We start from the raw sequence: 20,580 nt of genomic DNA on the forward strand, positions 1-20,580 counted from the left end.
CCGTGGCGGTCCGGCCGCGCCGCGGCCCCGCGCCGCCGGGTCACCGCCCTGCCGGGCATCTGCCGCCGGGCTTCCGCCTACGCGCGTCACTCCCTAGAGTGGCCACACCGGGGCCGCCGCACCGAGCCGCCGCACCACCGAATCCACCCAAGGAAGCACCCCATGCACCGGGCACTGATCGTCGTCGATGTGCAGAACGACTTCTGCGAGGGCGGCAGCCTGGCCGTCGCCGGCGGCGCCGAGGTGGCCGCCGCGATCACCGACCTGATCGCCGAGGCCTCCCCCGGGTACGCGCACATCGTCGCCACCCGGGACTGGCACATCGACCCGGGCCCGCACTTCTCCGCCGAGCCCGACTACGTCGACTCCTGGCCCGCGCACTGCGTCGCGGGCACCGAGGGCGTCGGCTTCCACCCCAACTTCGCGCCCTCGGTCACCTCGGGTGCGATCGAGGCGGTCTTCGACAAGGGCGCCCACTCGGCTGCCTACAGCGGCTTCGAGGGCAGCAACGAGAACGGGGAGACGCTGGCCGGCTGGCTGCGCGAGCGGGGCGTCACCGAGGTGGACGTGGTGGGCATCGCCACCGACCACTGCGTCCGGGCCACCGCCCTGGACGCCGCCCGGGAGGGCTTCGCCACCCGCGTCCTGCTGGACCTCACCGCCGGGGTCGCCCCCGCCACCACCGAGGCCGCCCTCACCGAACTCCGCAGCTCAGGCGTCGAACTGACCGGGACCCCCGTCGTCGTGGCGTGAGCCACCGGCGGCGCGGGGAGCCGGGCTCGGCCCGGCGGCCTGACGGCGCGGCCTTCGGCCCGGTGCCGCTCCAGCGCTCGGCCTGCCGGGGCCGCCCCGGCCGGGGCGGGGATGTCCGCCCTGCGGGAGTGAGTGCGGGAACCTCGGGCGAGAAGCCCGTGCCCCACGGGAGCCGGCCGCACCGACGGTCGGCCGCAGGGCCCTGCACCCCTGGCCCCCGCCCGGCCGGTCCCGCGCCGACGGCAGCCTCAGCGCTCGATGACGAGCAGTTCCACCACATCGACCCCACCCGCCACGAACGCCTCCCGGAGCTCGGCCCCGACCGCGTCCGGCTCCCGCAGGACCCGCTCCCCCGAGACGTAGACCACCCGCACCCCCAGGTACTCCATCCGGTGCTGCCCGCCCCTGACCCAGGCGGACTCGCCCTCGCTGACGCAGCGCAGCTCGGAATCCACCTCGACCGCCACGGCCACCGCCGGCCAGTACAGGTCGGGCACCGCGATGTAGGTACCGCCGCGCATCCGCAGCTCGGGGCCGGCCAGCGGCACCGGGAGCAGCCACTCGTCCACCAACTCGCCGATCCGGTCGAGCACCGACTCCCGCTCGACGGCCAGGAGTTCGTCCAGCGCCGCCCGCACCCGGGCCTCCCCCAGCAGGTCCGACTCCTGCAGTTCGGCCACCAACTCCCGCAGCGTGCAGCGGAATTCGCCGCTCACCAGCCCCGGCGTCGCCGGGGTTGGCGAGACGGCCTCTCTGAGCACGTCGCGCAGCAGCTCGGGCCGGGCCTCGCCGCGGTCGAACACGCCCTCGTCCGTCCACTCGCGCACGGCGTCCGCGACCGCCCGCGCCACCGGGGCGCAGGCCAGGCCGTGCACCGAACGCGCCTCCAACTCCCGTTCGGTGCGCCGGATCCGCACCTCCCCGACGTCCCGCAACCGCCGCTGCCTGGGCACCAGGACGTCCACTTCGGTGACCGCGGGCAGCCGGGGCGCCGAGGCGAAGCCGTACAGAGCGAGCGCCGCCGCACCGGTGATCACCGCACCCTCGCGGCGGCCCTCCTCGCGGCCGTTCTGCGCCGCGTAGAGCAGCGCCGCCCACATCCGCTGCTCGGGCGTGGGTTCACCGTCCTGCAGCAGGTAGACCCGGGGCAGCACCCGCTGCCACGGACCGCCCCGCCGGCAGTGCTCACTGACCAACCTGGTCGGCACTCCCCGGGCGCGCAGCTGACTGGCCGTGATGACGTTCTGCTGACGGCGCGCCAACTCTTCGAGTGACGGATGCGAAGGAGGAGTCTGGTAGCTCATGCCGACACCCTCCCCAACAGCTCGCCCACTGCACCCATGACCTGACGCACTGTTACCCAACCGTCGCGAAATCGGGACTGCCCCGCACTAAAGTCCCCATACCCTCACTCATTCGGCGTAATGGACGTTCAGCACCTTGCCGGTTTCGACCGCAGTTGACATGTGCCATCCGGTTTTTCGTCGTCTACGACCTTCGGTGACGCCCGCCCGACACCCCGCGCTGAGCTGCGGCGACTGACCGACAGTGACGAAGGACATACGGTGAAGCACTGCCCCGAGGTCATGACCGCCCTCCGGGATTGCCTACCATCAGCTCATGCCACGCGATGAGTCCGCCGGCCTGCGTGCCGCCCAACTTCGTCTCGGCCGTCTGCCCGGTTACGTCCGCCAGCCAGACCTGGCCCGCCGCAACGGCGAGGACGGCCGCACGTACAAGAAGGGGTGGGAGGTCCGCTTCACCGCTCGCACCGAGGAGGAGATAGCCGAGATCCGCGACCTGGTGGTCGCCGCGGGCTTCGCCCCGGCCCGCCCCTTCTTCAAGGGGCACCAGCTGATCCAGCCCGTCTACGGCATCGCCGCCGTCCAGGCCTACCTCGCGGCGCGCGAGGCGGTCGAGGGCTCGGCCCGCACCAGAAGCGGCGCGCCGCGCGTCACCGAGCAGTGCCGGGCCGAGTCGGCCCAGCGCACCCCGACCCAGCGCAGAGGCACCGACCGGAGCCGCGCCGAACGCGAGCACCGCACCGGTGCCGCCTCGACCGCCGCGGCCGCGGCCTCTGCTGCCGCAGCGGCGGCCGCACTGCGGGCCCGCCAGGCGGCGGAACCCGCCCAGACCGCGGACCCGCAGGTCAACGGGCCGGCGGCCGGTCGTACGTCCTGACGGCGCACTCGGCGTCGTAGGCCATCGGGTCGCCGCTCGGGGAAGGGAGGCCGAGGCGGGGGTCCAGCGGACCGGACGAATGGGCCCGGTCCTCGGCGACAGGGGCGGTGAACCCGCCCGCGTACGCCGAGAACAAGATCGAAGGGGGTTTCCGGGGAGAGCCGTACCGACCTGCCTGAGCGCTTCGGCCGGAGGTCGACGGGGCGTCCGCGCCGATGCCGCAGGCCCCGGGCAGCAGCGGGCCGGTGAGCTCGAAATCCATGCCGGGTCGTCCGGCACAGCAGTCCGAACCGCCTTCGCACCACGACTCGGTGGCCGCCCCCGGCGTCGTCCGGCGCCCTCCCGCCCTGGTGCCGGCCGAGCCGCCCGGTGCAGCGGTCGGAGCGGTACGCCCCCCGCAACTCCTCCGGTCGGTGCCCGCCCGGACAGGTGCCGGCGGCTACGGGTGGGCGAAGCCGGGCGCGTAGGCCGCCACTATGGCGACCGTGACGGCCGCACCGGCGAGCGCGTTCACCGCCCTGCGGGCGAGGAAGGGGCGGGCGCCGATGGCCCGGGCCTCGGCAGCCTCAGCTCCGGTCGCGGCGGCTTCGGCTTCGATGGCGGCGGCGATGATCTTCATGATCGTCAGCCTGCCGTCCGGCGCACCTCCGCGGCCATCGGTGACACCCCTGCCCGGCCCCTGAGCCGACCATGATCCACCGTCAGGGCTTCACCCCGACCGGCGGATGGTCGATGTGCACGGTGGCGGCCAGCAGCCGGGGAACCGCCCTGATCAGCGCCCTTTCGGCCGCCTCCGCCACCTGGTGTCCGGCGACCACCGTGAGCCCGCCGTCCACCACGACCTCGGCCTCAGCCCGCAGCGAGTGCCCGATCCAGCGCATCCGCAGCGCCCCGACCCCCTGCACACCCGCGACCGTCCGCAGCTCCCGCTCCGCCGCGTCCACCAGGACCGGATCGACCGCGTCCATCAGCCGCCGGCCGACCTCGCGCACGGAGGTTCGCAGCACCAGCAGGATCGCACCGGTGATCACCAGGCCGACGATCGGGTCCGCGGCGTGCCAGCCCACCGCGGTGCCCGCCGCGCCGAGCAGTACGGCCAGCGAGGTCAACCCGTCCGTACGGGCGTGCACACCGTCCGCGACCAGGGCGGCCGAGCCGATCGCCCGCCCGGTGCGGATCCGGTAGTGGGCGACCCACTCATTGCCCAGGCAGCCGACCAGCGCCGCCCCGGCGACCGCCCACAGGTGGGTGACCGGCTGCGGGTGCAGCAGCCGGTCCACGGCCGTGGCCGCGGCCAGCACCGAGGAGGCCAGCACTGCGAGCACCACGGCCACCCCGGCGAGGTCCTCGGCCCGGCCGTAGCCGTAGGTGTAGCGGCGGTTGGCGGCCCGGCGGCCGAGCAGGAAGGCGAGTCCGATCGGCACCGCGGTCAGGGCGTCGGCGAAGTTGTGCACCGTGTCGCCGAGCAGGGCGACCGAGCCGGAGAGCCCGACGATCACCGCCTGCGCGGCGGCGGTCAGCCCGAGGACCAGCAGCGAGACCCAGAGCGTACGCAGGCCCCGGGCGGAGGACTCCAGAGCGCTGTCGAGGCGGTCGGCGGCCTCGTGCGAGTGCGGCCTGACCAGATGCGCCAGCCGGTGGACGGCACCGCGCCAGGAGCGCTCCGGCGCGTGGCCGTGATCGTGGTCGTGGTCGCGGCTGTGGTCGTGATCGCGGTCGCGGTCGCGGTCGCGGTCGCGGCTGTGGTCGTGGCTGTGCGCGCCATGACCGTGGTCGTGACCGTGCCCGCTGTGACCGTGGCCGTCTCCTCGTCCGACGTGATCATGCCTGTGGGTGCGCCCGCCGGCGGGCCCGCCGGTGAGCGGATCGGCGGCTGCGTGGGTGTGGCTGCGGCCGGTGCCAGGGCCGTGGTGGTGGTCCGCGTGTGCCTCCATGAGACCCACGGTGGCACACCAACTCCCTTGCAGCCACTGCCGTTGTACCTATCCCAACCAGCTGCGACACGCTTGCAGGTACACTCATCCGACACCACGGCTGACACAGCGTCAAATAGCGGCTCAATCAAGCCCATTCCGGGAATCTGATGGGACTTGTCACTCAAAGCAGCCACTCAAGGGCCTAGAGTGAGCACAGGGTGCTCCCTTGCCGCCGAGACCAGATCGCGAGGCCGATGTGACCGACCGTCATGTCCCTTCCACCGGCCTGGGCAGTCCGGACGGCTCCACCGAGCTCGACTCCTCCGAACTCTCCGCCATGCCACTGGAGTTCGCCGCGTTCCGGGAGCTGCACCACCCGCGGTACCTGAGCTACGCCCGGGTCTGGTTCCACGAGCCGGCCCAGGCGGCGGCGATCGTCGAGCAGGCCTTCCGCGCCCTGGCCGGAGTGTGGCGCGAGGTGCTGGGCAGCCCCAATCCCGCCGCGGCGGCCTGGCAGATCCTCCGCACCACCGTCGCCGAACAGATCGCGCACCGCGACGGCCCGGCCGGCCGTACCGCCTCCGAGCGGCCGGACCTCCCGGAGCAGCGGAGCGCGGCCATGGACGAGGATCTCGCCATCCTGCACTACGTGGTCGGCCTGGCCACCCCCGAGATCGCCGACGTGGTCGGCAGCGACAGCGCGAGCATCGCCAGCCAGCTGCGGCACGCCTTCCGGCACGAGGCGGCCGACTGGTGAGCCGGCTCCCGCGGCCGTGATCGTTATCACCTGCCCGGCCACTACTCACCGGTCCCCACCAGGCGAAGGATGATCTCTGTCCGGGTCCCGAGCAGGCAGGAGTCACCTTCGCATGTCCATCGACCACGCCGTCGCGATGATCGGACTCCAGGCCGACGCCTGTGAGGAGCTGGGTTCCCCGCTGTACGCCGCGCTGCTCAGGCGGGCCGCCCAGGACGTCCGGGACGGCGGCCCGTGCGCCGACGCCATCGCCGGGTACGAGGGCGCACCCGGCCCCGACGCGATCGCGTTGCGCCTGATCGGCGGCGTCCACGCGCTGGTGCTCACCGGGCGGGCCCCGGAACTCGCCGTGCACTTCCCGAGCGCCGGCGGCACGTTCGACCCGGCCGCGACCGACCGGGCCTGGGACGCCTTCCGCACCACCGTGGCGGCCGAGCTCCCGTGGATCAGGGACTGGATGACCCGGCCCCCGCAGACCAACGAGGTCGGCCGCGCCAACCTGCTGATCACCGGCCTGCTGCACACCCTCGCCGGACGCCCGCTCCCCGTACGGCTCTTCGAACTCGGCTCCAGCGCCGGGCTCAACCTCCTCGCCGACCGCTTCCGCTACGAGTCCGCCGGCTTCGGGTACGGCCCCGAGGACTCGCCCGTACTGCTCCCAGGCGCCTGGCGCGGCGCCCCGCCGGCCTGGCTCGACGAGGAGCAGCCGCCCGTCGTCGTCACCGAGCGGCGGGGCTGCGACCCGACCCCGATCGACCCCGTCTCCGCCGAGGGCGCGCTCGCGCTGCGCGCCTACGTCTGGGCCGACCAGCCCGCCCGCGCCGCCCGGCTGAACGGGGCGCTCCGGCTCGCCGGCACGACTCCGACGCGGGTCGACCCGGTCGGCGCCGCCGATTTCCTCGCGGACGTCCAGCCCCGGGAGGGCACGCTGACGGTGGTCTGGCACTCCGTCATGCGCCAGTACGTCCCGGCCGAGGAATGGGCCCGGGTGGAGGGCGAGTTGCAGCGGCTGGCCGCGGTGAGCACCGCCACCGCCCCGTTCGCCCACATCGCCTTCGAACCGCGCCGGGCCGACAACGGGCACCGCTTCCTGCTCGTCGTGCGCGACGGGTCCGACTTCGCGGTGGAGCGGGTGCTCGCCGAGGCCGTGCCGCACGGGCTCCCCGCCTGGACCGTCTGAGGCCGCCCGAGAACGCCGACTGCCCGAGTGGGCGTCAGACCCGCGTCCCGGTGACGTCGAAGAGGTGGTGCACCGGGTCGTGGATCAGGTAGCGCGCGAAGGACTCCACGGTGAACCGCGCACCGTCGCTGCGGCTGCCGGTGCGCTGCCACTGCTCGCCGGCGACCGCCTCGAAGGCCTGCGCCAGCCGCTCCGCCGCCTCGGCCAGCTGCACCGCGACCAGCCCCGGATCCTGGCTGCCGTACTGCTCGGCGGCGGCGGTCTCGTCCTGGTCCCAGTTGGCGAACAGCGGATCGTCCTGGGTGAGCATGAGGTCGAGCCGGACGGCGAAGAGCCGGAACACGTCCCGGACGTGGCAGGCGTACTCCAGGTCCGACCAGACGTCGGGGCGCGGGCGGCGGCGCAACCGCTCGTCGGGAAGCTCGGCGAGCCTGGCCACCCAGGCGGTGGCGTTGGCGCGGACCATCGCGGGGACGTCCTCGCGGGCCACCGACGGGGTGTCCAGCCCGCAGTCGGCGCAGGGGCGTTGGAGGACCCAGGTCCAGTCCTTGGTGTCAGGAGTGATCATGCGTCCAGGGTGGCCCGGCCGCCCTCGGCTCCGCCAGCGGCCGGACCGCCGCACAGCGCCAAGATCCTGCCAGTCGCCGCGCCCTACGCCACCTCCCGCTCCCCCTGCTCGTACGCCTCACGGGCCGCCAGCAGGTCGGCCAGGTGCTCGCGGCCCCAGGCGCAGGCCGCGTCCATCGGCCCGAACAGCGAACGGCCGAGCGGCGTCAGCTCGTACTCCACGCGCGGCGGGTTCTCGTCGTGGGCTGTGCGGGTCAGCACGCCGTCGCGTTCCATCGCGCGCAGCGTCTCGGCCAGCACCTTGGCCGTGATGCCGCGCAGCGGCACCTTGAGCTCGGAGAAGCGGCGCGGCCCGGCCTCCAGACAGCGCATGATCTTCCAACTCCACTTCGCCCCGCCGGTGATGGGCAGTGCGGGGACCGGGCAGTGCGGTCCGAAGAAGTCCGCGGTCAGCGGCTCAAGCTCGATCATGACCTGACGGTACTGCGGTGGTGTCGGTGGCGTTCAAGCCCAGGTCCGTAGGAAGCCGGTCGTACCGTCGCTGCCGAGAAAGACGGGCTCGTTGAAGGTGCTTGCATGAACGCCAGTGGTGTTTCGAAGTCCGGGAGTTGCCGGTCGTGACGGTGTGATGCGGCTGGTCGGGCGGTTGCCGACGCAACGAGGCTCCGGTTGGAGGGGCGACTTGCTCAGTCGCCCTGCACCGGAGCCTCGATGTGGCGTCAGCCAGAGCAGCCTGGTACTGCGGTCGGGCTGCCGAGGCAGTTGGTGGGACTGTTGCCGTTGACCCGGCTCATGGTGAGGGTCACGGAACTGCCGTTGTTGTAGATGCCGCCCGGGGCAGTGGTGGACCGGTTGTTGTTGACATTGCTCCGGACGATCGTGACCGTCACGTTGCCGAAGGTCGCGAGCCCGCCGCCGCCGGTGCCGGCCTGGTTCTCGTTGAGGTTGCTGTCGTCGATGCGCAGCCTGCCGTCGTTGGCGACGCCACCGCCCAGTTGGTCGGCGGAGTTGTCGATGATCCGGCTGCGGTTGATGGTCATGTTGCCGTCGTTGGCCACGGCGCCGCCGTTGTGCACTGCGTGATTGCCGGTGAGCATGCTGTCGGTGATCGTGGTCGTGGTGCCGGTGAACCCGCCGATGCCTCCGGAGAAGTTGCCGCGGTTGTCGCGGATCCGGCTGCTGGTGACGGTGAGCGTTCCGAAGTTGGCGATGCCCCCGCCGAAGTCCCCGCCGGCGTCGCCGTTGCTGATGGTGGCGTCACGGAGGCGGAGGGAGTTCCTGACCGTGAGGATGCGGAACGGCGTCGCGGAGTTGCGCGTGATCGTGCTGTTGCGCGCGTTGATGGTGAGGTCGCCGAGGATGTCCGGCAACGGGCTGGTCAGGCCATAGGTGCAACCGGGCTTGAGAGTGAGCGTCACCGGTCCGGTCGCCCCGTTGGCTGCCGTGATGGCGGCGGCCAGAGCAGCCGTGTTGCAGGGGACGGTGGTCTGTGCGTGGGCCGTGGCGGGCGCGACGAGCGCCCCGGTGGTGGAGACGAGACCGACGCAGAGCGTCTTGGCCAGGTTCACGAACGACGTGCGCATGATCGGAGTGTTCTCCTCGGGAAGGGTCTTGGAAGGGGCTCTGCGGTGTCCGGCGGGTCGCAGCGGTGTCCCCGGGACGGCCGGCAGTGGCGCGCAGGCCGCCCGGATCGGACAAGGGGTGCTCGGAGCACTCCTCCGAGCCGGCCGCTCGTTCCGTCAAGGCCGGTGCGGGTCATGAGGCTGACCGCTGCGACGTCGCCCCGGAGCGCCCGGCCGCGACCTCTCGGCGCAGCAGGTCGGGGCCGAACTCGTGTGCCGGGGCGCCGATCTGACACGGTGCGGTCTCGAAGACCGGTGTGAACCCCGACGGTGCCGGTGGCGGGTGTGCGGCGGGGTGCCGAGTCGCCGGGCCGAGGACCGCGGATCGTCCGGCGTGATCGGTCTGCGAGTGCGGAGAGTGATCATGCCTTGCTGTCCGTCGGATCATCGGCTCGGATCGTCGGTGGCCCTGCTCTGCCCGAAAGAGCCACGGCAGAGAGGGTTTGTCCGGTGCCGGACGGTGTTCAGTCTGGGCGGCCGGTCGCACTGTTGTCGCGCCGGGCCGCGCGGATGGGGGACGCACGGTCACCGACCGGCGCGTCGGCGGGCCGTCCGGCGGGCGTCCCCGCGCGGGGTCCTCCGGCAGGCACCCGGCGGGCCGGTACGGCGCACCGCGCCGGGCGGACTGGTCGGCTGAGATTCCTCCTCCGAGCCGGACGGCTCGGCACTCGGACGGCCTGTCCCGGCGCAGCAGTTCCAGGCAGCGGGGTGAGCCGGCGGTTTCCTTGAAGTAACCGGCACCCCTCGTCCTACCGTCGGGCCAGGCGCGGCCCGGCGCCCTTCACCGGTAGGAGTCCCCATGAGCAGCAGCACCCTTGTCGTTTTCGGCGCGGGCGGCCGGGTCGGCCGTGCCGTCACCGCCGAGGCCGTCGCACGCGGCCTGTCCGTCACCGCCGCGGTCCGCTCACCCGAGCGGCATGCCGACCTGGCGGGTCCTCAGGTGACGGTGGTGGGTTGCGATGTCAGCGATGCGGAGGCGGTGGCCGAGGCCGCCGCCGGGCACGGCGCGGCCGTCAGCTCGCTGTACCGGGCCGACGTGCCCTCGCAGGACTTCTACGGTGCCGTCACCGAGGGCCTGCTCGCCGGCCTCGGGCGAGCCGGCGCCGGCCGGCTGGTCAGCGTCGGCATGGCAGCCACCCTGGAGACCGCACCCGGTGTCCGGGTCATGGACGGCCCCGAGTTCCCCGCCGAGTGGCGCACCTTCTCGCTCGGCCATGCCCTCGCCCTCGACCTGCTGGCCACCCGGGCACCGGCCGTCCTGGACTGGCTGGTGCTCACCCCTCCGATGGACCTCGGCCACGACGGCGTACGCACCGGGCGGTACCAGCTGGACGGCCGCGCCTTCCCGGAGGGCGGCGGGCACATCTCGCACGCCGACTACGCCATCGCGGTGCTGGACCAGATCGAGCGCCCCAGCCGGCACCGGACGCAGATCAGCGTGTACTCCTGAGCGCCGCACCACCGGGTGGTTCGTCGGCGCTGCGGCCGCCTGAGCGGTGCGGCGGTGCTGTCGGCGACCCTCACCTCCCCTGGGCCGGACCGTCGTGCTCACCGTGGGCCGCCGCCTCGGCCACGGTGCCGCGCTGGGGCGGCACGGCGGTGCCCGAGAGCCGCCGTGCCGGTGCGGGTGGCAGGGGCGGCCTGCCCCAGTCGGCGGGCGGCCGGTAGTCGCACCGGCTCCCGTCGAACGGGAACTCCCGGCCCTGGGCCAGGCGCGCCAGCCGCTCCCCCTCCGCCCGCACCTCCGCGGCCTGCTCCGCGGTCCAGTACGCGGGATGGCCGGTCTTGGCCGCGAAGGACTCCTCGTCCTTCCACCGCCAGGTACCGTCCGGCGCGACGGTGAGATCCAACTCCTGGTCCGCGACGTCGATGTCGTCGCCCCGGCGGGTACGGCGCTCCAGGTTCACGTACCAGCCGTCGAAGGCACACCCGGGCTCCGGCGCGAACTTCCACCACACCGCGTGCCCGGCCCCGCTCGGCTGGAAGATCAGTGAACCGCCCTCGTACCAGCGCCCCGGCACCAGCCGGTACCCGCCGGGCGGCCACTGCGCCGGATCGATGTCGCGGATGTGCCGTCCCGCGGGCAACTCCGCCTCCCACACCGGCGATCCGCCCGCCATCCACAGCCACAGACCGTCGGCGCCGTGCGCCACGACCCGCACCGGGACCACCGCGAGCAACTGCCCGCCGAAGGAGAAGTTCCACCGCAGGACGCGGCCCTCTTCGAGGTACATGTCTGAAATGGTGTCACGCGCCACCGGACGTCCGGAGACGGTTTGGCCGACCGGTGACGGCCCGAGTAGAACTGCTGAGTGATCAACGACCACGCCCTGAACGACAAACCCACCGTGATCGGCGAACGAGTCCGCCTGGTACCCCTGGGCCCTCAGCACGCGGAACCCTTCTGGCAGGCCACCCTTGACCCGGAGAACCGTCGACTCACCGGCACCCGCCGGGAGTTCACCCTCGACTTCGTCCGCGACTGGTGCGCCGACCGCGCCACCCAGCCCGGCCGGCTCGACCTCGCGATCGAGGACCGCACCACCGGCGACTACCTCGGCGAACTCGCCCTGATCGACGTCGACCACGACAGCGAGTCCGCCGCCTTCCGCATCGCCCTCAGCCCCGGTCTCGCCGGCCGCGGCTACGGCACCGAGGCAGCACGCCTCCTGCTCGGCTACGCCTTCGACCAAGTACGGCTGCACCGCGTCCAGTTGGAGGTCTACTCCTTCAACCTGCGCGCCATCCGCGCTTACCAGAAGGCCGGGTTCGTCCTCGAAGGCCACCTGCGCGACGCCCACATGTGGGAGGGCCGGCGCTACGACGTGTTCTGCATGGCCGCGCTGCGCGGCGAATGGCGGGCTCCCGCCCAGTGAGCGGGGCCCGCCATCCGACGATCCGTCAATCGCTCGTGTCGGCGTCCGTCTGAATCGCGCAGACCGCACCGACGTTCTGCTGGGTGAATCCGGCCGCCCCTCCGAAGAACGTTGTCAGCAGCCCCCTGCAGACCGCGGCCTCCTGCGGAGTCTTCGGCCCTTCGGCCGCCGCCGGCTGCGCCGCCAGCAACGGCGTCGCCAGCAGTACCGCGGAGCACAGCGCGCGGGTGGTGAGCTTCTTCAGCTTCGAGTTCGACTTCGACGTCGATGACGCAGAGAACATGTCGGCCCTTCGGTTAGGCGATGGACGAGCCATCCCTATCCGAAGGGCCGTTGGCTTCCGCAGATTCTGAGCCATCCGTGAGCGTGTCAACGGCGGAGCAGCAGTTATGGATCCCGTGCGGTCTCGGAGTCCGGCATCAGAGGTCGCAGTCCCGGCGTGGATGCACGGGGTGGAAGTGCCCGAGGAGTTCGGACAGGTCGTACACCTCCACCAGGAGGAACACCAGACTGACGAAGAGCATTGCCTTCAACGCCGGAGTGAGAAGGGACTCGACGGGCCGCGGGCCGCGAGTCGCGCTCCGGAGCAGGACGGTGATCAGGATCACGACAGCGATCCCGAGAGCCCACCCCCGCAGGCCGCCAGCCGAGCTGCCAGAGGCAGGCCGGGGCTGTCCAGGCAGTTGCCCAGGGGGATGTCCACGTAACGAAAATCCGCCCACCGTGCGTAGAGCACGCTGACGAGCGCGAGAGGGCTGCCCAGGAGCGTGGCGACAGCTACTCGACGCCACTGCGCGGGGGTCAGGGACAGAACCGGGTTCATTACCTCCGCCTCACGACCCATCAGGACCCACATCCCAGAGTGGATCCGGGTCGGGTCTGGAAATCCGGGACCAGCTGGTTGAGGGTGACCACGTCCAACGCGACACCCAGCAGGCTGATGGCGAACACCACCGTCAGGCTCGCGACAAGCCACGGCCGCACGGGTCGTTGCACGCGGGAAGCGGTCCGCAGCAGCATCTGGATGCAGATCACGGCAAGGGCTCCGAGGAGCGGGCTGGTCCAGGCAGCCACCTGGACCAGTACGGGAGGAGCGGGTTGGCTCTCGCAGATGAGTCGCGGGAGGCTCCGCCAGTCGTAGGCCGCTGTGGAAGCGCAGGAGGCGCAGACGGTTGCACCGAGGATGGCCAGGAGCGCGGCAGGGGCCGTCCAGCGCCAGTGCGGCAGGTTCACGTTGGGCTTCACAAACTTCGTGACAATAGGAGCTGCTGAAGAGCGATCAGGATATGTCTACGCGCCAGAAGCCCTGGGATCAGCTGCCTGGACACCCGAACAGACCTCGGCCTTCCTTGCGAAGGCGATCCGGGACATCCCGCACGACGATGGCGAGGAGAAGCAACAGTGAGTCGATCCGACGTGGTGACCCCGTTCAGGAAGTCGTCCTACTCGGGCCAGGGAGGAGAATGCGTGGAGACTGCCCGCACCGTTGGCGAAGGTCAGGCTGTCCGCGACTCCAAGGCCCCGGACGGTCCGACGCTGTCCTTCTCGGCAGACGCTTGGTCGGCGTTCGTCGCCGGGGTCAAGGCTGGAGAGTTCCCGGGCGGCTACTGATCACCCGGCCCAGTGACGGCCCCGGCCGGACGAACGGCCAGGGAAGTTCGAACTAGTCGTAGTTGCAGCGGTGCGATCCCGCAGGCGGGCTGGTCCGGGCAGGTGCTGAGGTGGCTCGGTCGCTCACGAGGTGTGGACCGGTCGGAGCGACTGCACTTCCCCGCACCCGCCCGCCGGGCGCAGCCGGTTCGGAACGCGTCGGGTCAGTTGGGTTCGGCCTTGTCGGCCGGGCGGATCCGCACGTAGTGCGAGCGGCCGTCCATGGCGAACGCGAGGTCGATCCGGCCGTCGCGCCGGATGAACTCCGCTACGTGATCAGCTGCTTGGGGTCGGGTGAGGAAGTACCGGAACGCGTCGGCCTGCACCGCCCCCAGCGGCAGCAACCGCAGCGAGCCCCAGAGTGCCGACAGGGCGTCCGGAAGGCGCTCGAACGTCGCCGGGCCGCACACGTCCTCGATCTCGACCACGACCGGTCCGCCATCACCGACCCCGACCGCCTTGCGCTTACGGATCACCGCGCCACCTCCATGACACTGCGGCCGGGACGAACCGCCGCTCCATCCCCCGGCCGGACGTCGCAGCGCACATGTGCATCCATCTGACGGTGTGCCACCACCGGCCCTGTCGCGCTCATTCCGCATCCCCGGCCGCCGGTGCGATGGCCGCCCAGACGAGCTTGCCGATTCCGCCCTCGCGCGGGCCGCAACCCCAGCCGGTCGTCAGCTGCTCGACCAGCCAGAGCCCCCGGCCGCGCTCGTCATCGGGACCCGCCGCCTGCACGGCCGGGCGCGCGGTGCTCGCGTCATGCACTTCGACCCGCAACTCTCGCGGCCACAGCTCGAAGCGGACCATGAGCAGTCGGCCCGGCGGCGTGCGGGCATGCTGGACCGCGTTGTTCACCAGCTCGGTCAGAACCAACTCGCCTGCAGTCACGTAGAGTTCGCCGCCGGCAAGGCCAGCCAGGAAGCCTCGGAGCAGTCTCCGGGCGGCGCTTCCCGACTTTCGGTGGCGCGGCAGCCAGCACGAGTACTCATCGGGTGCGACGGGCGATCTCTCCAGCGCTTCGGGCATGGCGATTCCCCTCCTGGACATGGGTGGTGGACGTGAGCCTGAGCCGGTCAACGGCCTTGACAACGGCCTGAATCGGGCATGGGGATGCCCGGACGACGAGCTCGGTTAATCGCTCTGCGTCGTCGCCTCTCTACTCTCTGTAGCATGCATCCAACTCTTGATCATTTGCAACGTTGCGCGAGAGAACGGTGAATACCGAACCTTGTTGCTTGGATTGCCGATCAAGTAGCAGACTGACGGAGACTCACGGGAGGTCTCATGGGTGGAGAGAAGCCGTCGAACACTCCCTCGACTGTGCTTGGTCGTCAGCTGGGCGATGAACTGCGGACGATGCGAGAGCACGCCGGCCTCACGACCGCCGACGTGGCCTCGGGTCTCGACTGCACCAAGGGCAAGATCTCGCGTATCGAGAACGGCCGCACCCCTGTTCGTTCACCGGACCTCGCCGCAATGCTCCGCCTCTACGCTGTGGACGACCCTGCGACGACGGCGCGGCTGACCGAGTTGGCGCGTGCCGCGAACAAGCGGCGCCGGACAGGGTGGTGGAACGAGTACGGCGATGTCCTGGCCGACACCTACCGCGACTTCATCGCCCTGGAAGCCGTCGCGTCGTCGGTTCGTACGTTCCAGAGCCAGACGGTCCCTGCGTTGCTTCAGACTCGTGACTACGCGCGAGCGCTGTCGGTGGCCAGTCGGCGCTGGAAGCAGCCTGAAGAGATTGAACAGTTCGTCTCGGTCCGTCTCACGCGCCAGAATCGCTTGACGGAGGATGACCCGCTCAGCGTCTGGGCGGTACTCGCCGAGGGCGCACTGCGGCAGCAGGTCGGCGGACCGTCCGTCATGCGTGATCAGCTGGATCACCTCGCCAGGATGGCGGCGAAGCCCAACGTGACGGTCCAGGTCGTGCCGTTCCGGGTCGGTGCTCACGCGAGCATGGCCGGACCGTATGTGCTCCTCGGCTTCCCCTCGGACACCGCACTGGATGTCGTTTTGGTGGACAACCCGTCCGGCTCGATGTGGTTGGAACGGGCGCCGGAAGTCGAGGTGTATGTCGATTTGTGGAATGACGTCCGAACCAAAGCGCTGTCCCCCGTGGAGTCCCTGGAACTGATCAACTCAATCAAGGAGTGCGGCACATGACGCCGGATCTCAGCGGTTCGCTACATCGATCAACCGCCATATGGCGGAAGAGCACATTCAGTGGACCCGACAACGAGTGTGTCGAAGTTGCTGACGGCGCCCCCGGCGTAGTACCGGTGCGTGACTCCAAGGATCCTGACGGGCCTGCGTTGGTCTTCCTGCCCGAGGCGTGGTCGGCGTTCGTTGCCGGGATCAAGGCGGGGGAGTTCCCAGGCAGTTGCAGATGAGCTGACCCCCTGGCTCGGCAACAGTATCGGCCGAATGGCCTACCGAGGCTGTCGCACACCCATTGGCCTGCGGAACGGTGGTCTACCCGGCCCGACAACACAGAAAAATGTGACGGCCCTTCGGGCAGGTGATAGACGAGCCATCACCTGCCCGAAGGGCCGTTCGCATCCACGGATGCTTCGCGCGAGTGTGTCAGCGGTACGGGTTCTCCGAGGCCGGCGGCTGCGGCTGGTAGTACTGCGGCGGCTGTGCACCACCACCCGTGGGCGGCACCTGCTGGTACGGCGGGTGCTGCTGCCCACCGGCGCCGTACGGCGGCTGGCCGCCCGCCGGCGCGTAACCCCCGGGCCCACCCGGTCCACCCGAGCCCCCAGGGCCGCCGGATCCACCGGATCCGCGCCCACGACGCACCACAAGCAGCACCACGCCACCGATCACCAGCAGCGCGACAACACCGATGCCCGCGTAGAGCACCATCGAGCTCTTACCGCTGTCCTTCTTCTCGGGCGCGGGCTGTGGCTGCCCGGTGGCTGTGCTCGCCCCGGGTGAGGGGGCTGCCGACGACGCTCCGCCGTCAGTGGGGTGCGACTCGACCCGGTTCAGCAGCGGGTTCTCCTTCGGCCCGTTGTCGACCTCCGGGTTGGGCGCCAATGCCTTCGAAGGCGACGCAATCCCGTATCCGTAGCTGTCGTTGGGCACCTTCGAGCCGTCGGGCGGCGCCACCGCGGTCTTGATCATGCGGTTGATGACTTGTCCTGCCGACAGGTTCGGGTACTTGGACCGAATAAGTGCCGCGATGGCGGAGACATAGGCCGTGGAGTCGGAGGTTCCATCGGCGGCGCGGTAATCAGTCGCAGACTTGTTCCCGGCAGAACGAATTCCCACGCCCGGGGCCGCCAGTGTGACCTCCGGCCCCCGGTTCGACTTGTTCCAGATATTTCCCTGCTTGTCGATAGCACCGACAGCCACCACTCCAGGAAATGCCGCTGGGTAGCCCACAGGGGAATCATGATTCCCCAGGTTACCAGCGCCACTCACCAGGACAACATCCTTGTCAGTGGCATACTTGACGGCTGCACGATCTTCCGCGCTCGAAAATCCCGTGATAGACATGTTGATCACCTTGGCCCCGTGATCAACCGCATACCGCAAAGCCTGCGGAAGCGTGTCATCCGCCGCGACTGGGTCATCGGAAGGCGTAACCCCGATCTTTACGGGGAGAATTTTTGCTTTGGGCGCCAAACCGATGACTCCGGCATCGTCCCCGTGCCCATGCGCGGCAATAAGACTAGCCATTCCTGTGCCGTGACCATACTGGTCGGCAGTTCCGTCGCCCTTCCCGTCCGTGAAGTCCCTCCCGGGGAGAACCTGCCCCACGAGGTCCTGATGGGTGGCCGACACCCCACCGTCGATGACAGCGACCACTACATTCTCGCCCTGGCTAATGGGCCAGACCTTAGTCGCGGCCTCGTAGTTCACGAGGGCCCACTGATCGTCACGAATGCTGTCCGCACTGGCCGGTGCAGCGCCCAGACCCCAGAGAAGGGCTCCTGCTGCAAGCGCGGCCACACCGCGCATCGGTCGGCTGGTCGTCAAGCCACGTCACCCCACTCATCGAAGCGGCCGTCCCGCAGAAGCGATCTGCGGGACGGCCGGTCAGGTCAGACTGTCCTGCTGGCGAGAATCATTCCACCACGTTCGGGTTGGCCTTCTCCCCCGACTTCCAGGTTTCCTCGTCCTCCACCAGGTAGGAGGGACGGTCCTTGCCCTTCTTCTCCTTCTTGGCGCCCTTCCCCCCGGCGCCGGGCGCCCCATGCGCGCCGTTGCCGTTACCGTTGCCGTTACCAGACTGTCCAGACTGCCCGGCCTGTGCACGCCCCCGGCCGAGACCCGAGCCGCCCTCGGTGAACGAGCGGCGCCCGGCACCAGCGGCCCCGGCCTCACCCGCTGCCCCGCCGGAACGCTGTCCGAGTCCCCGGCCCATGCGGCCGCCACCCGCAGCCCCACCGGCTCCGCCCTCGGCGCCACCCATACCTTCGGCCCCGAACGCGCCGCCCGCACGGACCGCGCCTCGACCGCCACCGGCACCGAGGCCACCACGGCCCAACGAAGAACCGCCGCTGGTCAAGCCCCCCTTGGAGCTGCCGGTAATGCCTCCGCCGCCAACTACGGGAGGGCAGGCGCCCGTACCCGGGAGAGTGCCGGTGCCAGTGGTACCGGTCCCGCCCCCGCCGGTGACAATCGGTCCACCGCCGACCTTTCCCGGCTTGGGTGCGACTACACCTCCGTCAATCCCGGTACCAGCTCCGGGGCTTCCAGGCTGTTGCGGGCGAGGAGCCGGATTAGCTGTACCGCCCCAGACGCCGGGATCGGTGGGCGGAGCCACAACTGGCTTCGGAGGCGTTGCAGTTTGACCGGATGACCATGAGGCCGACTCTCGGCCACTCGGGCGGGTAGTTTCGGCAGTGCTACCCGCACTTGCGAGGCCCAGACCAGCGCCAACAAACAAACCGCTGATGGCCTCAGCACCACTCGAGTCTCCCGGCGGCGGGATGTCCGTCGGATCATCAACATTGCCGGTCCGCGGTGTCTTCAAAGCCGCAGTGCTAGCACGGTACTTAACCGCCAGCGTATCCATAACTGCAACAGCCTGCGCCTTCCGCTCGTCAGCGATGGGCGTAGTCTTCTCGCCCACCATCGACTTGGCGGCATCGCCGATGGAGTCGCCGACCTTGTCCAGGAAGTCGGGCTCCTCGGGCATGTCGCGCTTGGCCTGGTCGATGGCCTCAGAGATCCCCTGAAGCTCGACCGCGGCATCGTTGGCATAGGCGGCAACGTTGTTGACGCTGTTGGCCAGCTTCGTCATCTTGCTGTAGAAGGCGTCGCTGGTGGCACCCTCCCACGAGTGCGTGGCATCGCCCGCAGCTGTGTTGAGAGCGGTTCGGATCTGCTTGAGAGTGGCGGCAGCCTTGCGCCACGGATCGCTGGCGGCCATGACCGCACCGGAGTCCATAGACTGGACCATGCGCCGCATGTCGCCGTGGCTGTATCCGCTGAAGTTCGTGTTCGCGTCACTCATGCTCGGACGCCTCCTGTCCCCGTCCTGATCCCCATCGCTGCACCGCTTCGGCCACCGTCAACATGCCCTCGCCTACCACGTCGGGTGCGGCTGACTGCTGCCCGTCGAGGGCCCGCTCGCGGGAGCCTTGGACGCACCGGTCGAAGCAGCTTTGGAGGTGTACCCGGCCGGGGTGGCAGTCGTGGGGGTACCGCCGACCGACCAGCCGTCGGTGTTCACCCTGAGGCTGCGGGAGGTCTCCTGCTCCTGCTCCTCGTAGTTGTTGGCGGTGAGATCGGCCTTCCGCTGGGCGTCGTCGATCGCGTCCTGCATGACGTTGAGCACGTCGCGCAGACCGTCGCGCATGGCCTCGTACTTGGCGTGCAGCGCCTGAGCCTCCGCGAAGTCCCCGAACGCGTTGGCCCCGACCCCACTCTGCCCGTGCGCCCGGTTGCCACCCGCGTTCGTCTCGAACTCGCTCAGCAGCCCACGCACCTGCGTGGCGAAAGCCCGCAGGCTGTCCACCTCCACGCGGTAGCCGGCCCCGGCGCCCCCGCTTGAACCGGTCCCTGTGCTCACGACCTCGTACCTCCCCCGTACACCTTGTGCACCCTCGGCAACTTCCGTACCGCCAGCGTCCTCGGCGCTCGCACCAGTCGGACACCTGTCCGTCACGCACCGCGCCCCGACGCTGACCCTCATGTCTAACACATGCCAGAGACCGTCAGAACGCCGCCGTACGACCGGGACCCGAGACGTCTACCACTGCCCCGGTTCCGATCGCCAGGGACGCCGCAGACCCCATACCCCGTCCCGGCCCACGGGATGCCGTCAGCGAACTGTCAGCAGGTCCGTCAATGGACCCGTCAACACCGTTCCACGGCCGCGGACAGCGCCCGGCGGCACAGCGAGTCAGCCTTCCGGGTGGTTTCGGGCAGGCGGTACGCGGGCGCCAACTCGAGGGTCAGGTGGACGGCTTCGGCGAGGCCGATGCGGTGGCCGACCGAGACGAAGACCGGCTTCACGCCGCGACGGGTGCGGAGTGCCCGGCCCACCTCCTCGCCGTTCTCGGCGTCGTGCAGCGGTGTCCACGCGCCCCGCTCGGGGCCGGGCTGCTCGTAGGTGAAGGTGAACGGGGTCTTGGCGACGCCGATCGTCCGCAGGCCGCTGAGCACCCCGAGGTGGCTGGCCAGGCCCAGGCGGCGCGGGTGCGCCAGGCCGTAGCCGTCGCAGACGACCAGGTCGGGGGTGCGTCCGAGGCCCGCCAGGGCGGCGAGCACGGTGGGCAGTTCGCGGAAGGCCAGCAGCCCCGGGAGGTACGGGAAGCTGATCCGCCCGACCGCGGTGGACTCCTCCACCACCTCCAGACTGTGGCGGTCGAGCAGGACGGCGGCCGCGGCCACCACGTCCCGTTCGTCGTCGTACGCGACGTCGACACCGGCCACCAGCGAGAGACCGGCGAGCGCGGGCCCGCACGGCCCGGCGTCGACCAGCCCCCTCAGCCGCTGCTGCTCGGCCAGCGCCTCGGCCTCGGTGGCGGGCCACCCGGCAGGCGGATCAACACTGTTGGACACGGCTCGACTCCCCCGAGAAACACCTGAACACAACTCGAAACCACCG

The 20,580-nt window shown here is 70.6% G+C and carries 26 protein-coding genes; 9 read left to right on the forward strand and 17 right to left on the reverse strand.

Annotated elements, in window-relative coordinates; genetic code table 11:
• The first annotated feature begins 162 nt into the window (after nt 1–162).
• A complete protein-coding gene (locus tag ABD369_RS11860; protein ID WP_344636279.1) occupies nt 163–753 on the forward strand; it encodes an isochorismatase family protein in 591 nt (196 codons plus the stop codon).
• A gap of 248 nt (nt 754–1,001) precedes the next feature.
• Here ABD369_RS11860 and ABD369_RS11865 read toward each other — a convergent pair whose 3' ends face one another.
• Nucleotides 1,002–2,057, reverse strand: a complete 1,056-nt coding sequence (locus ABD369_RS11865; protein WP_344636280.1) for a type IV toxin-antitoxin system AbiEi family antitoxin domain-containing protein — start codon at nt 2,055–2,057, stop codon at nt 1,002–1,004.
• Nucleotides 2,058–2,373: 316 nt separating this feature from the next.
• Here ABD369_RS11865 and ABD369_RS11870 point away from each other — a divergent pair, with 316 nt between their 5' ends.
• A complete protein-coding gene (locus ABD369_RS11870; protein WP_344636281.1) occupies nt 2,374–2,934 on the forward strand; it encodes a hypothetical protein in 561 nt (186 codons plus the stop codon).
• Here ABD369_RS11870 and ABD369_RS11875 read toward each other — a convergent pair.
• The 3 genes from ABD369_RS11875 to ABD369_RS11885 all read right to left on the reverse strand — a co-directional run bounded on the left by ABD369_RS11875 (nt 2,903) and on the right by ABD369_RS11885 (nt 4,868).
• A complete protein-coding gene (locus tag ABD369_RS11875) occupies nt 2,903–3,196 on the reverse strand; it encodes a hypothetical protein (protein ID WP_344636282.1) in 294 nt (97 codons plus the stop codon). The genes ABD369_RS11870 and ABD369_RS11875 overlap by 32 nt on opposite strands.
• 177 nt (nt 3,197–3,373) lie before the next feature.
• A complete protein-coding gene (locus ABD369_RS11880; RefSeq protein ID WP_344636283.1) occupies nt 3,374–3,553 on the reverse strand; it encodes a hypothetical protein in 180 nt (59 codons plus the stop codon).
• Nucleotides 3,554–3,635: 82 nt separating this feature from the next.
• On the reverse strand, nt 3,636–4,868 hold the full coding sequence (locus tag ABD369_RS11885; protein WP_344636284.1) for a cation diffusion facilitator family transporter: 1,233 nt from the start codon (nt 4,866–4,868) through the stop codon (nt 3,636–3,638).
• Nucleotides 4,869–5,106: 238 nt separating this feature from the next.
• Between ABD369_RS11885 and ABD369_RS11890 the strand changes: the two genes are divergently transcribed.
• Both ABD369_RS11890 and ABD369_RS11895 read left to right on the forward strand, forming a co-directional pair.
• Nucleotides 5,107–5,607: an RNA polymerase sigma factor gene (locus ABD369_RS11890; RefSeq protein WP_344636285.1), complete on the forward strand. Its 501-nt coding sequence runs from the start codon at nt 5,107–5,109 to the stop codon at nt 5,605–5,607.
• Nucleotides 5,608–5,719: 112 nt separating this feature from the next.
• The gene (locus ABD369_RS11895) at nt 5,720–6,787 is read left to right on the forward strand and encodes a DUF2332 domain-containing protein (RefSeq protein ID WP_344636286.1); all 1,068 of its coding nucleotides are present in this window, start codon (nt 5,720–5,722) and stop codon (nt 6,785–6,787) included.
• Between the two features lie 34 nt (nt 6,788–6,821).
• On the opposite strand, the gene ABD369_RS11900 is transcribed toward ABD369_RS11895, so the two are convergent.
• The 3 genes from ABD369_RS11900 to ABD369_RS11910 all read right to left on the reverse strand — a co-directional run bounded on the left by ABD369_RS11900 (nt 6,822) and on the right by ABD369_RS11910 (nt 8,937).
• Complete coding sequence (locus ABD369_RS11900) at nt 6,822–7,355, reverse strand: DinB family protein (RefSeq protein ID WP_344636287.1); 534 nt, start codon at nt 7,353–7,355, stop codon at nt 6,822–6,824.
• 83 nt (nt 7,356–7,438) lie between these two features.
• Nucleotides 7,439–7,825, reverse strand: coding sequence for a winged helix-turn-helix transcriptional regulator (locus ABD369_RS11905; protein WP_344636288.1), 387 nt, complete (start codon nt 7,823–7,825; stop codon nt 7,439–7,441).
• A 248-nt stretch (nt 7,826–8,073) separates the two neighbouring features.
• Entirely contained in the window at nt 8,074–8,937 is an 864-nt protein-coding gene (locus ABD369_RS11910) for a hypothetical protein (protein WP_344636289.1), read from the reverse strand.
• Nucleotides 8,938–9,775: 838 nt separating this feature from the next.
• On the opposite strand from ABD369_RS11910, the gene ABD369_RS11915 reads away from it, so the two are divergent.
• The gene (locus ABD369_RS11915; RefSeq protein WP_344636290.1) at nt 9,776–10,426 is read left to right on the forward strand and encodes an NAD(P)-dependent oxidoreductase; all 651 of its coding nucleotides are present in this window, start codon (nt 9,776–9,778) and stop codon (nt 10,424–10,426) included.
• Between the two features lie 70 nt (nt 10,427–10,496).
• Here the strand turns inward: ABD369_RS11915 and ABD369_RS11920 are convergent, their stop codons facing one another.
• On the reverse strand, nt 10,497–11,210 hold the full coding sequence (locus ABD369_RS11920; RefSeq protein WP_344636291.1) for a ribonuclease FAU-1 family protein: 714 nt from the start codon (nt 11,208–11,210) through the stop codon (nt 10,497–10,499).
• A 78-nt stretch (nt 11,211–11,288) separates the two neighbouring features.
• Between ABD369_RS11920 and ABD369_RS11925 the strand changes: the two genes are divergently transcribed.
• Nucleotides 11,289–11,852: a GNAT family N-acetyltransferase gene (locus ABD369_RS11925; protein WP_344636292.1), complete on the forward strand. Its 564-nt coding sequence runs from the start codon at nt 11,289–11,291 to the stop codon at nt 11,850–11,852.
• A gap of 25 nt (nt 11,853–11,877) precedes the next feature.
• On the opposite strand, the gene ABD369_RS11930 is transcribed toward ABD369_RS11925, so the two are convergent.
• The 3 genes from ABD369_RS11930 to ABD369_RS11940 all read right to left on the reverse strand — a co-directional run bounded on the left by ABD369_RS11930 (nt 11,878) and on the right by ABD369_RS11940 (nt 13,097).
• Nucleotides 11,878–12,135 (reverse strand): hypothetical protein, encoded by a 258-nt coding sequence (locus ABD369_RS11930; RefSeq protein ID WP_344636293.1) that lies wholly within the window; start codon nt 12,133–12,135, stop codon nt 11,878–11,880.
• Between the two features lie 136 nt (nt 12,136–12,271).
• Nucleotides 12,272–12,460: a hypothetical protein gene (locus tag ABD369_RS11935; RefSeq protein WP_344636294.1), complete on the reverse strand. Its 189-nt coding sequence runs from the start codon at nt 12,458–12,460 to the stop codon at nt 12,272–12,274.
• A 235-nt stretch (nt 12,461–12,695) separates the two neighbouring features.
• The gene (locus ABD369_RS11940) at nt 12,696–13,097 is read right to left on the reverse strand and encodes a hypothetical protein (RefSeq protein WP_344636295.1); all 402 of its coding nucleotides are present in this window, start codon (nt 13,095–13,097) and stop codon (nt 12,696–12,698) included.
• 174 nt (nt 13,098–13,271) lie between these two features.
• On the opposite strand from ABD369_RS11940, the gene ABD369_RS11945 reads away from it, so the two are divergent.
• Nucleotides 13,272–13,463: a DUF397 domain-containing protein gene (locus tag ABD369_RS11945; RefSeq protein ID WP_344636368.1), complete on the forward strand. Its 192-nt coding sequence runs from the start codon at nt 13,272–13,274 to the stop codon at nt 13,461–13,463.
• A 203-nt stretch (nt 13,464–13,666) separates the two neighbouring features.
• Here the strand turns inward: ABD369_RS11945 and ABD369_RS11950 are convergent, their stop codons facing one another.
• Both ABD369_RS11950 and ABD369_RS11955 read right to left on the reverse strand, forming a co-directional pair.
• A complete protein-coding gene (locus ABD369_RS11950) occupies nt 13,667–13,978 on the reverse strand; it encodes a hypothetical protein (RefSeq protein ID WP_344636296.1) in 312 nt (103 codons plus the stop codon).
• Nucleotides 13,979–14,093: 115 nt separating this feature from the next.
• Nucleotides 14,094–14,534 carry an ATP-binding protein gene (locus tag ABD369_RS11955; RefSeq protein ID WP_344636297.1) on the reverse strand — a complete coding sequence of 147 codons (441 nt, stop codon included), beginning with the start codon at nt 14,532–14,534 and terminating at the stop codon, nt 14,094–14,096.
• Between the two features lie 258 nt (nt 14,535–14,792).
• Here ABD369_RS11955 and ABD369_RS11960 point away from each other — a divergent pair, with 258 nt between their 5' ends.
• Nucleotides 14,793–15,674 carry a helix-turn-helix domain-containing protein gene (locus ABD369_RS11960; RefSeq protein WP_344636298.1) on the forward strand — a complete coding sequence of 294 codons (882 nt, stop codon included), beginning with the start codon at nt 14,793–14,795 and terminating at the stop codon, nt 15,672–15,674.
• Entirely contained in the window at nt 15,671–15,901 is a 231-nt protein-coding gene (locus tag ABD369_RS11965) for a DUF397 domain-containing protein (RefSeq protein ID WP_344636299.1), read from the forward strand. The genes ABD369_RS11960 and ABD369_RS11965 overlap by 4 nt, the downstream gene beginning before the upstream one ends.
• Nucleotides 15,902–16,094: 193 nt before the next feature.
• Here the strand turns inward: ABD369_RS11965 and ABD369_RS11970 are convergent, their stop codons facing one another.
• From ABD369_RS11970 to ABD369_RS11985, 4 genes are all read right to left on the reverse strand, one after another.
• On the reverse strand, nt 16,095–17,498 hold the full coding sequence (locus tag ABD369_RS11970) for a S8 family serine peptidase (protein ID WP_344636300.1): 1,404 nt from the start codon (nt 17,496–17,498) through the stop codon (nt 16,095–16,097).
• An 88-nt stretch (nt 17,499–17,586) separates the two neighbouring features.
• Entirely contained in the window at nt 17,587–18,981 is a 1,395-nt protein-coding gene (locus ABD369_RS11975) for a WXG100 family type VII secretion target (protein ID WP_344636301.1), read from the reverse strand.
• A gap of 72 nt (nt 18,982–19,053) precedes the next feature.
• Nucleotides 19,054–19,539, reverse strand: a complete 486-nt coding sequence (locus ABD369_RS11980; protein WP_344636302.1) for a hypothetical protein — start codon at nt 19,537–19,539, stop codon at nt 19,054–19,056.
• Nucleotides 19,540–19,826: 287 nt separating this feature from the next.
• Nucleotides 19,827–20,534 carry an endonuclease V gene (locus ABD369_RS11985; RefSeq protein ID WP_344636303.1) on the reverse strand — a complete coding sequence of 236 codons (708 nt, stop codon included), beginning with the start codon at nt 20,532–20,534 and terminating at the stop codon, nt 19,827–19,829.
• Nucleotides 20,535–20,580: the final 46 nt, after the last annotated feature.

It is taken from the genome of Kitasatospora cystarginea (assembly GCF_039533515.1).
Classification (GTDB): Bacteria; Actinomycetota; Actinomycetes; order Streptomycetales; family Streptomycetaceae; genus Kitasatospora; species Kitasatospora cystarginea.

Excerpts from the sequence above, each read along its gene's own strand:
- ABD369_RS11960 (WP_344636298.1), top strand. The coding sequence starts at position 14,793 with ATGGGTGGAGAGAAGCCGTCGAACACTCCCTCGACTGTGCTTGGTCGT.
- ABD369_RS11870 (WP_344636281.1), top strand. The coding sequence starts at position 2,374 with ATGCCACGCGATGAGTCCGCCGGCCTGCGTGCCGCCCAACTTCGTCTC.
- ABD369_RS11965 (WP_344636299.1), top strand. The coding sequence starts at position 15,671 with ATGACGCCGGATCTCAGCGGTTCGCTACATCGATCAACCGCCATATGG.
- ABD369_RS11900 (WP_344636287.1), bottom strand. The coding sequence starts at position 7,355 with ATGATCACTCCTGACACCAAGGACTGGACCTGGGTCCTCCAACGCCCC.
- ABD369_RS11860 (WP_344636279.1), top strand. The coding sequence starts at position 163 with ATGCACCGGGCACTGATCGTCGTCGATGTGCAGAACGACTTCTGCGAG.
- ABD369_RS11975 (WP_344636301.1), bottom strand. The coding sequence starts at position 18,981 with ATGAGTGACGCGAACACGAACTTCAGCGGATACAGCCACGGCGACATG.
- ABD369_RS11955 (WP_344636297.1), bottom strand. The coding sequence starts at position 14,534 with ATGCCCGAAGCGCTGGAGAGATCGCCCGTCGCACCCGATGAGTACTCG.
- ABD369_RS11930 (WP_344636293.1), bottom strand. The coding sequence starts at position 12,135 with ATGTTCTCTGCGTCATCGACGTCGAAGTCGAACTCGAAGCTGAAGAAG.
- ABD369_RS11865 (WP_344636280.1), bottom strand. The coding sequence starts at position 2,057 with ATGAGCTACCAGACTCCTCCTTCGCATCCGTCACTCGAAGAGTTGGCG.
- ABD369_RS11905 (WP_344636288.1), bottom strand. The coding sequence starts at position 7,825 with ATGATCGAGCTTGAGCCGCTGACCGCGGACTTCTTCGGACCGCACTGC.
- ABD369_RS11895 (WP_344636286.1), top strand. The coding sequence starts at position 5,720 with ATGTCCATCGACCACGCCGTCGCGATGATCGGACTCCAGGCCGACGCC.
- ABD369_RS11875 (WP_344636282.1), bottom strand. The coding sequence starts at position 3,196 with ATGGATTTCGAGCTCACCGGCCCGCTGCTGCCCGGGGCCTGCGGCATC.
- ABD369_RS11885 (WP_344636284.1), bottom strand. The coding sequence starts at position 4,868 with ATGGAGGCACACGCGGACCACCACCACGGCCCTGGCACCGGCCGCAGC.
- ABD369_RS11920 (WP_344636291.1), bottom strand. The coding sequence starts at position 11,210 with ATGTACCTCGAAGAGGGCCGCGTCCTGCGGTGGAACTTCTCCTTCGGC.
- ABD369_RS11880 (WP_344636283.1), bottom strand. The coding sequence starts at position 3,553 with ATGAAGATCATCGCCGCCGCCATCGAAGCCGAAGCCGCCGCGACCGGA.
- ABD369_RS11915 (WP_344636290.1), top strand. The coding sequence starts at position 9,776 with ATGAGCAGCAGCACCCTTGTCGTTTTCGGCGCGGGCGGCCGGGTCGGC.
- ABD369_RS11910 (WP_344636289.1), bottom strand. The coding sequence starts at position 8,937 with ATGCGCACGTCGTTCGTGAACCTGGCCAAGACGCTCTGCGTCGGTCTC.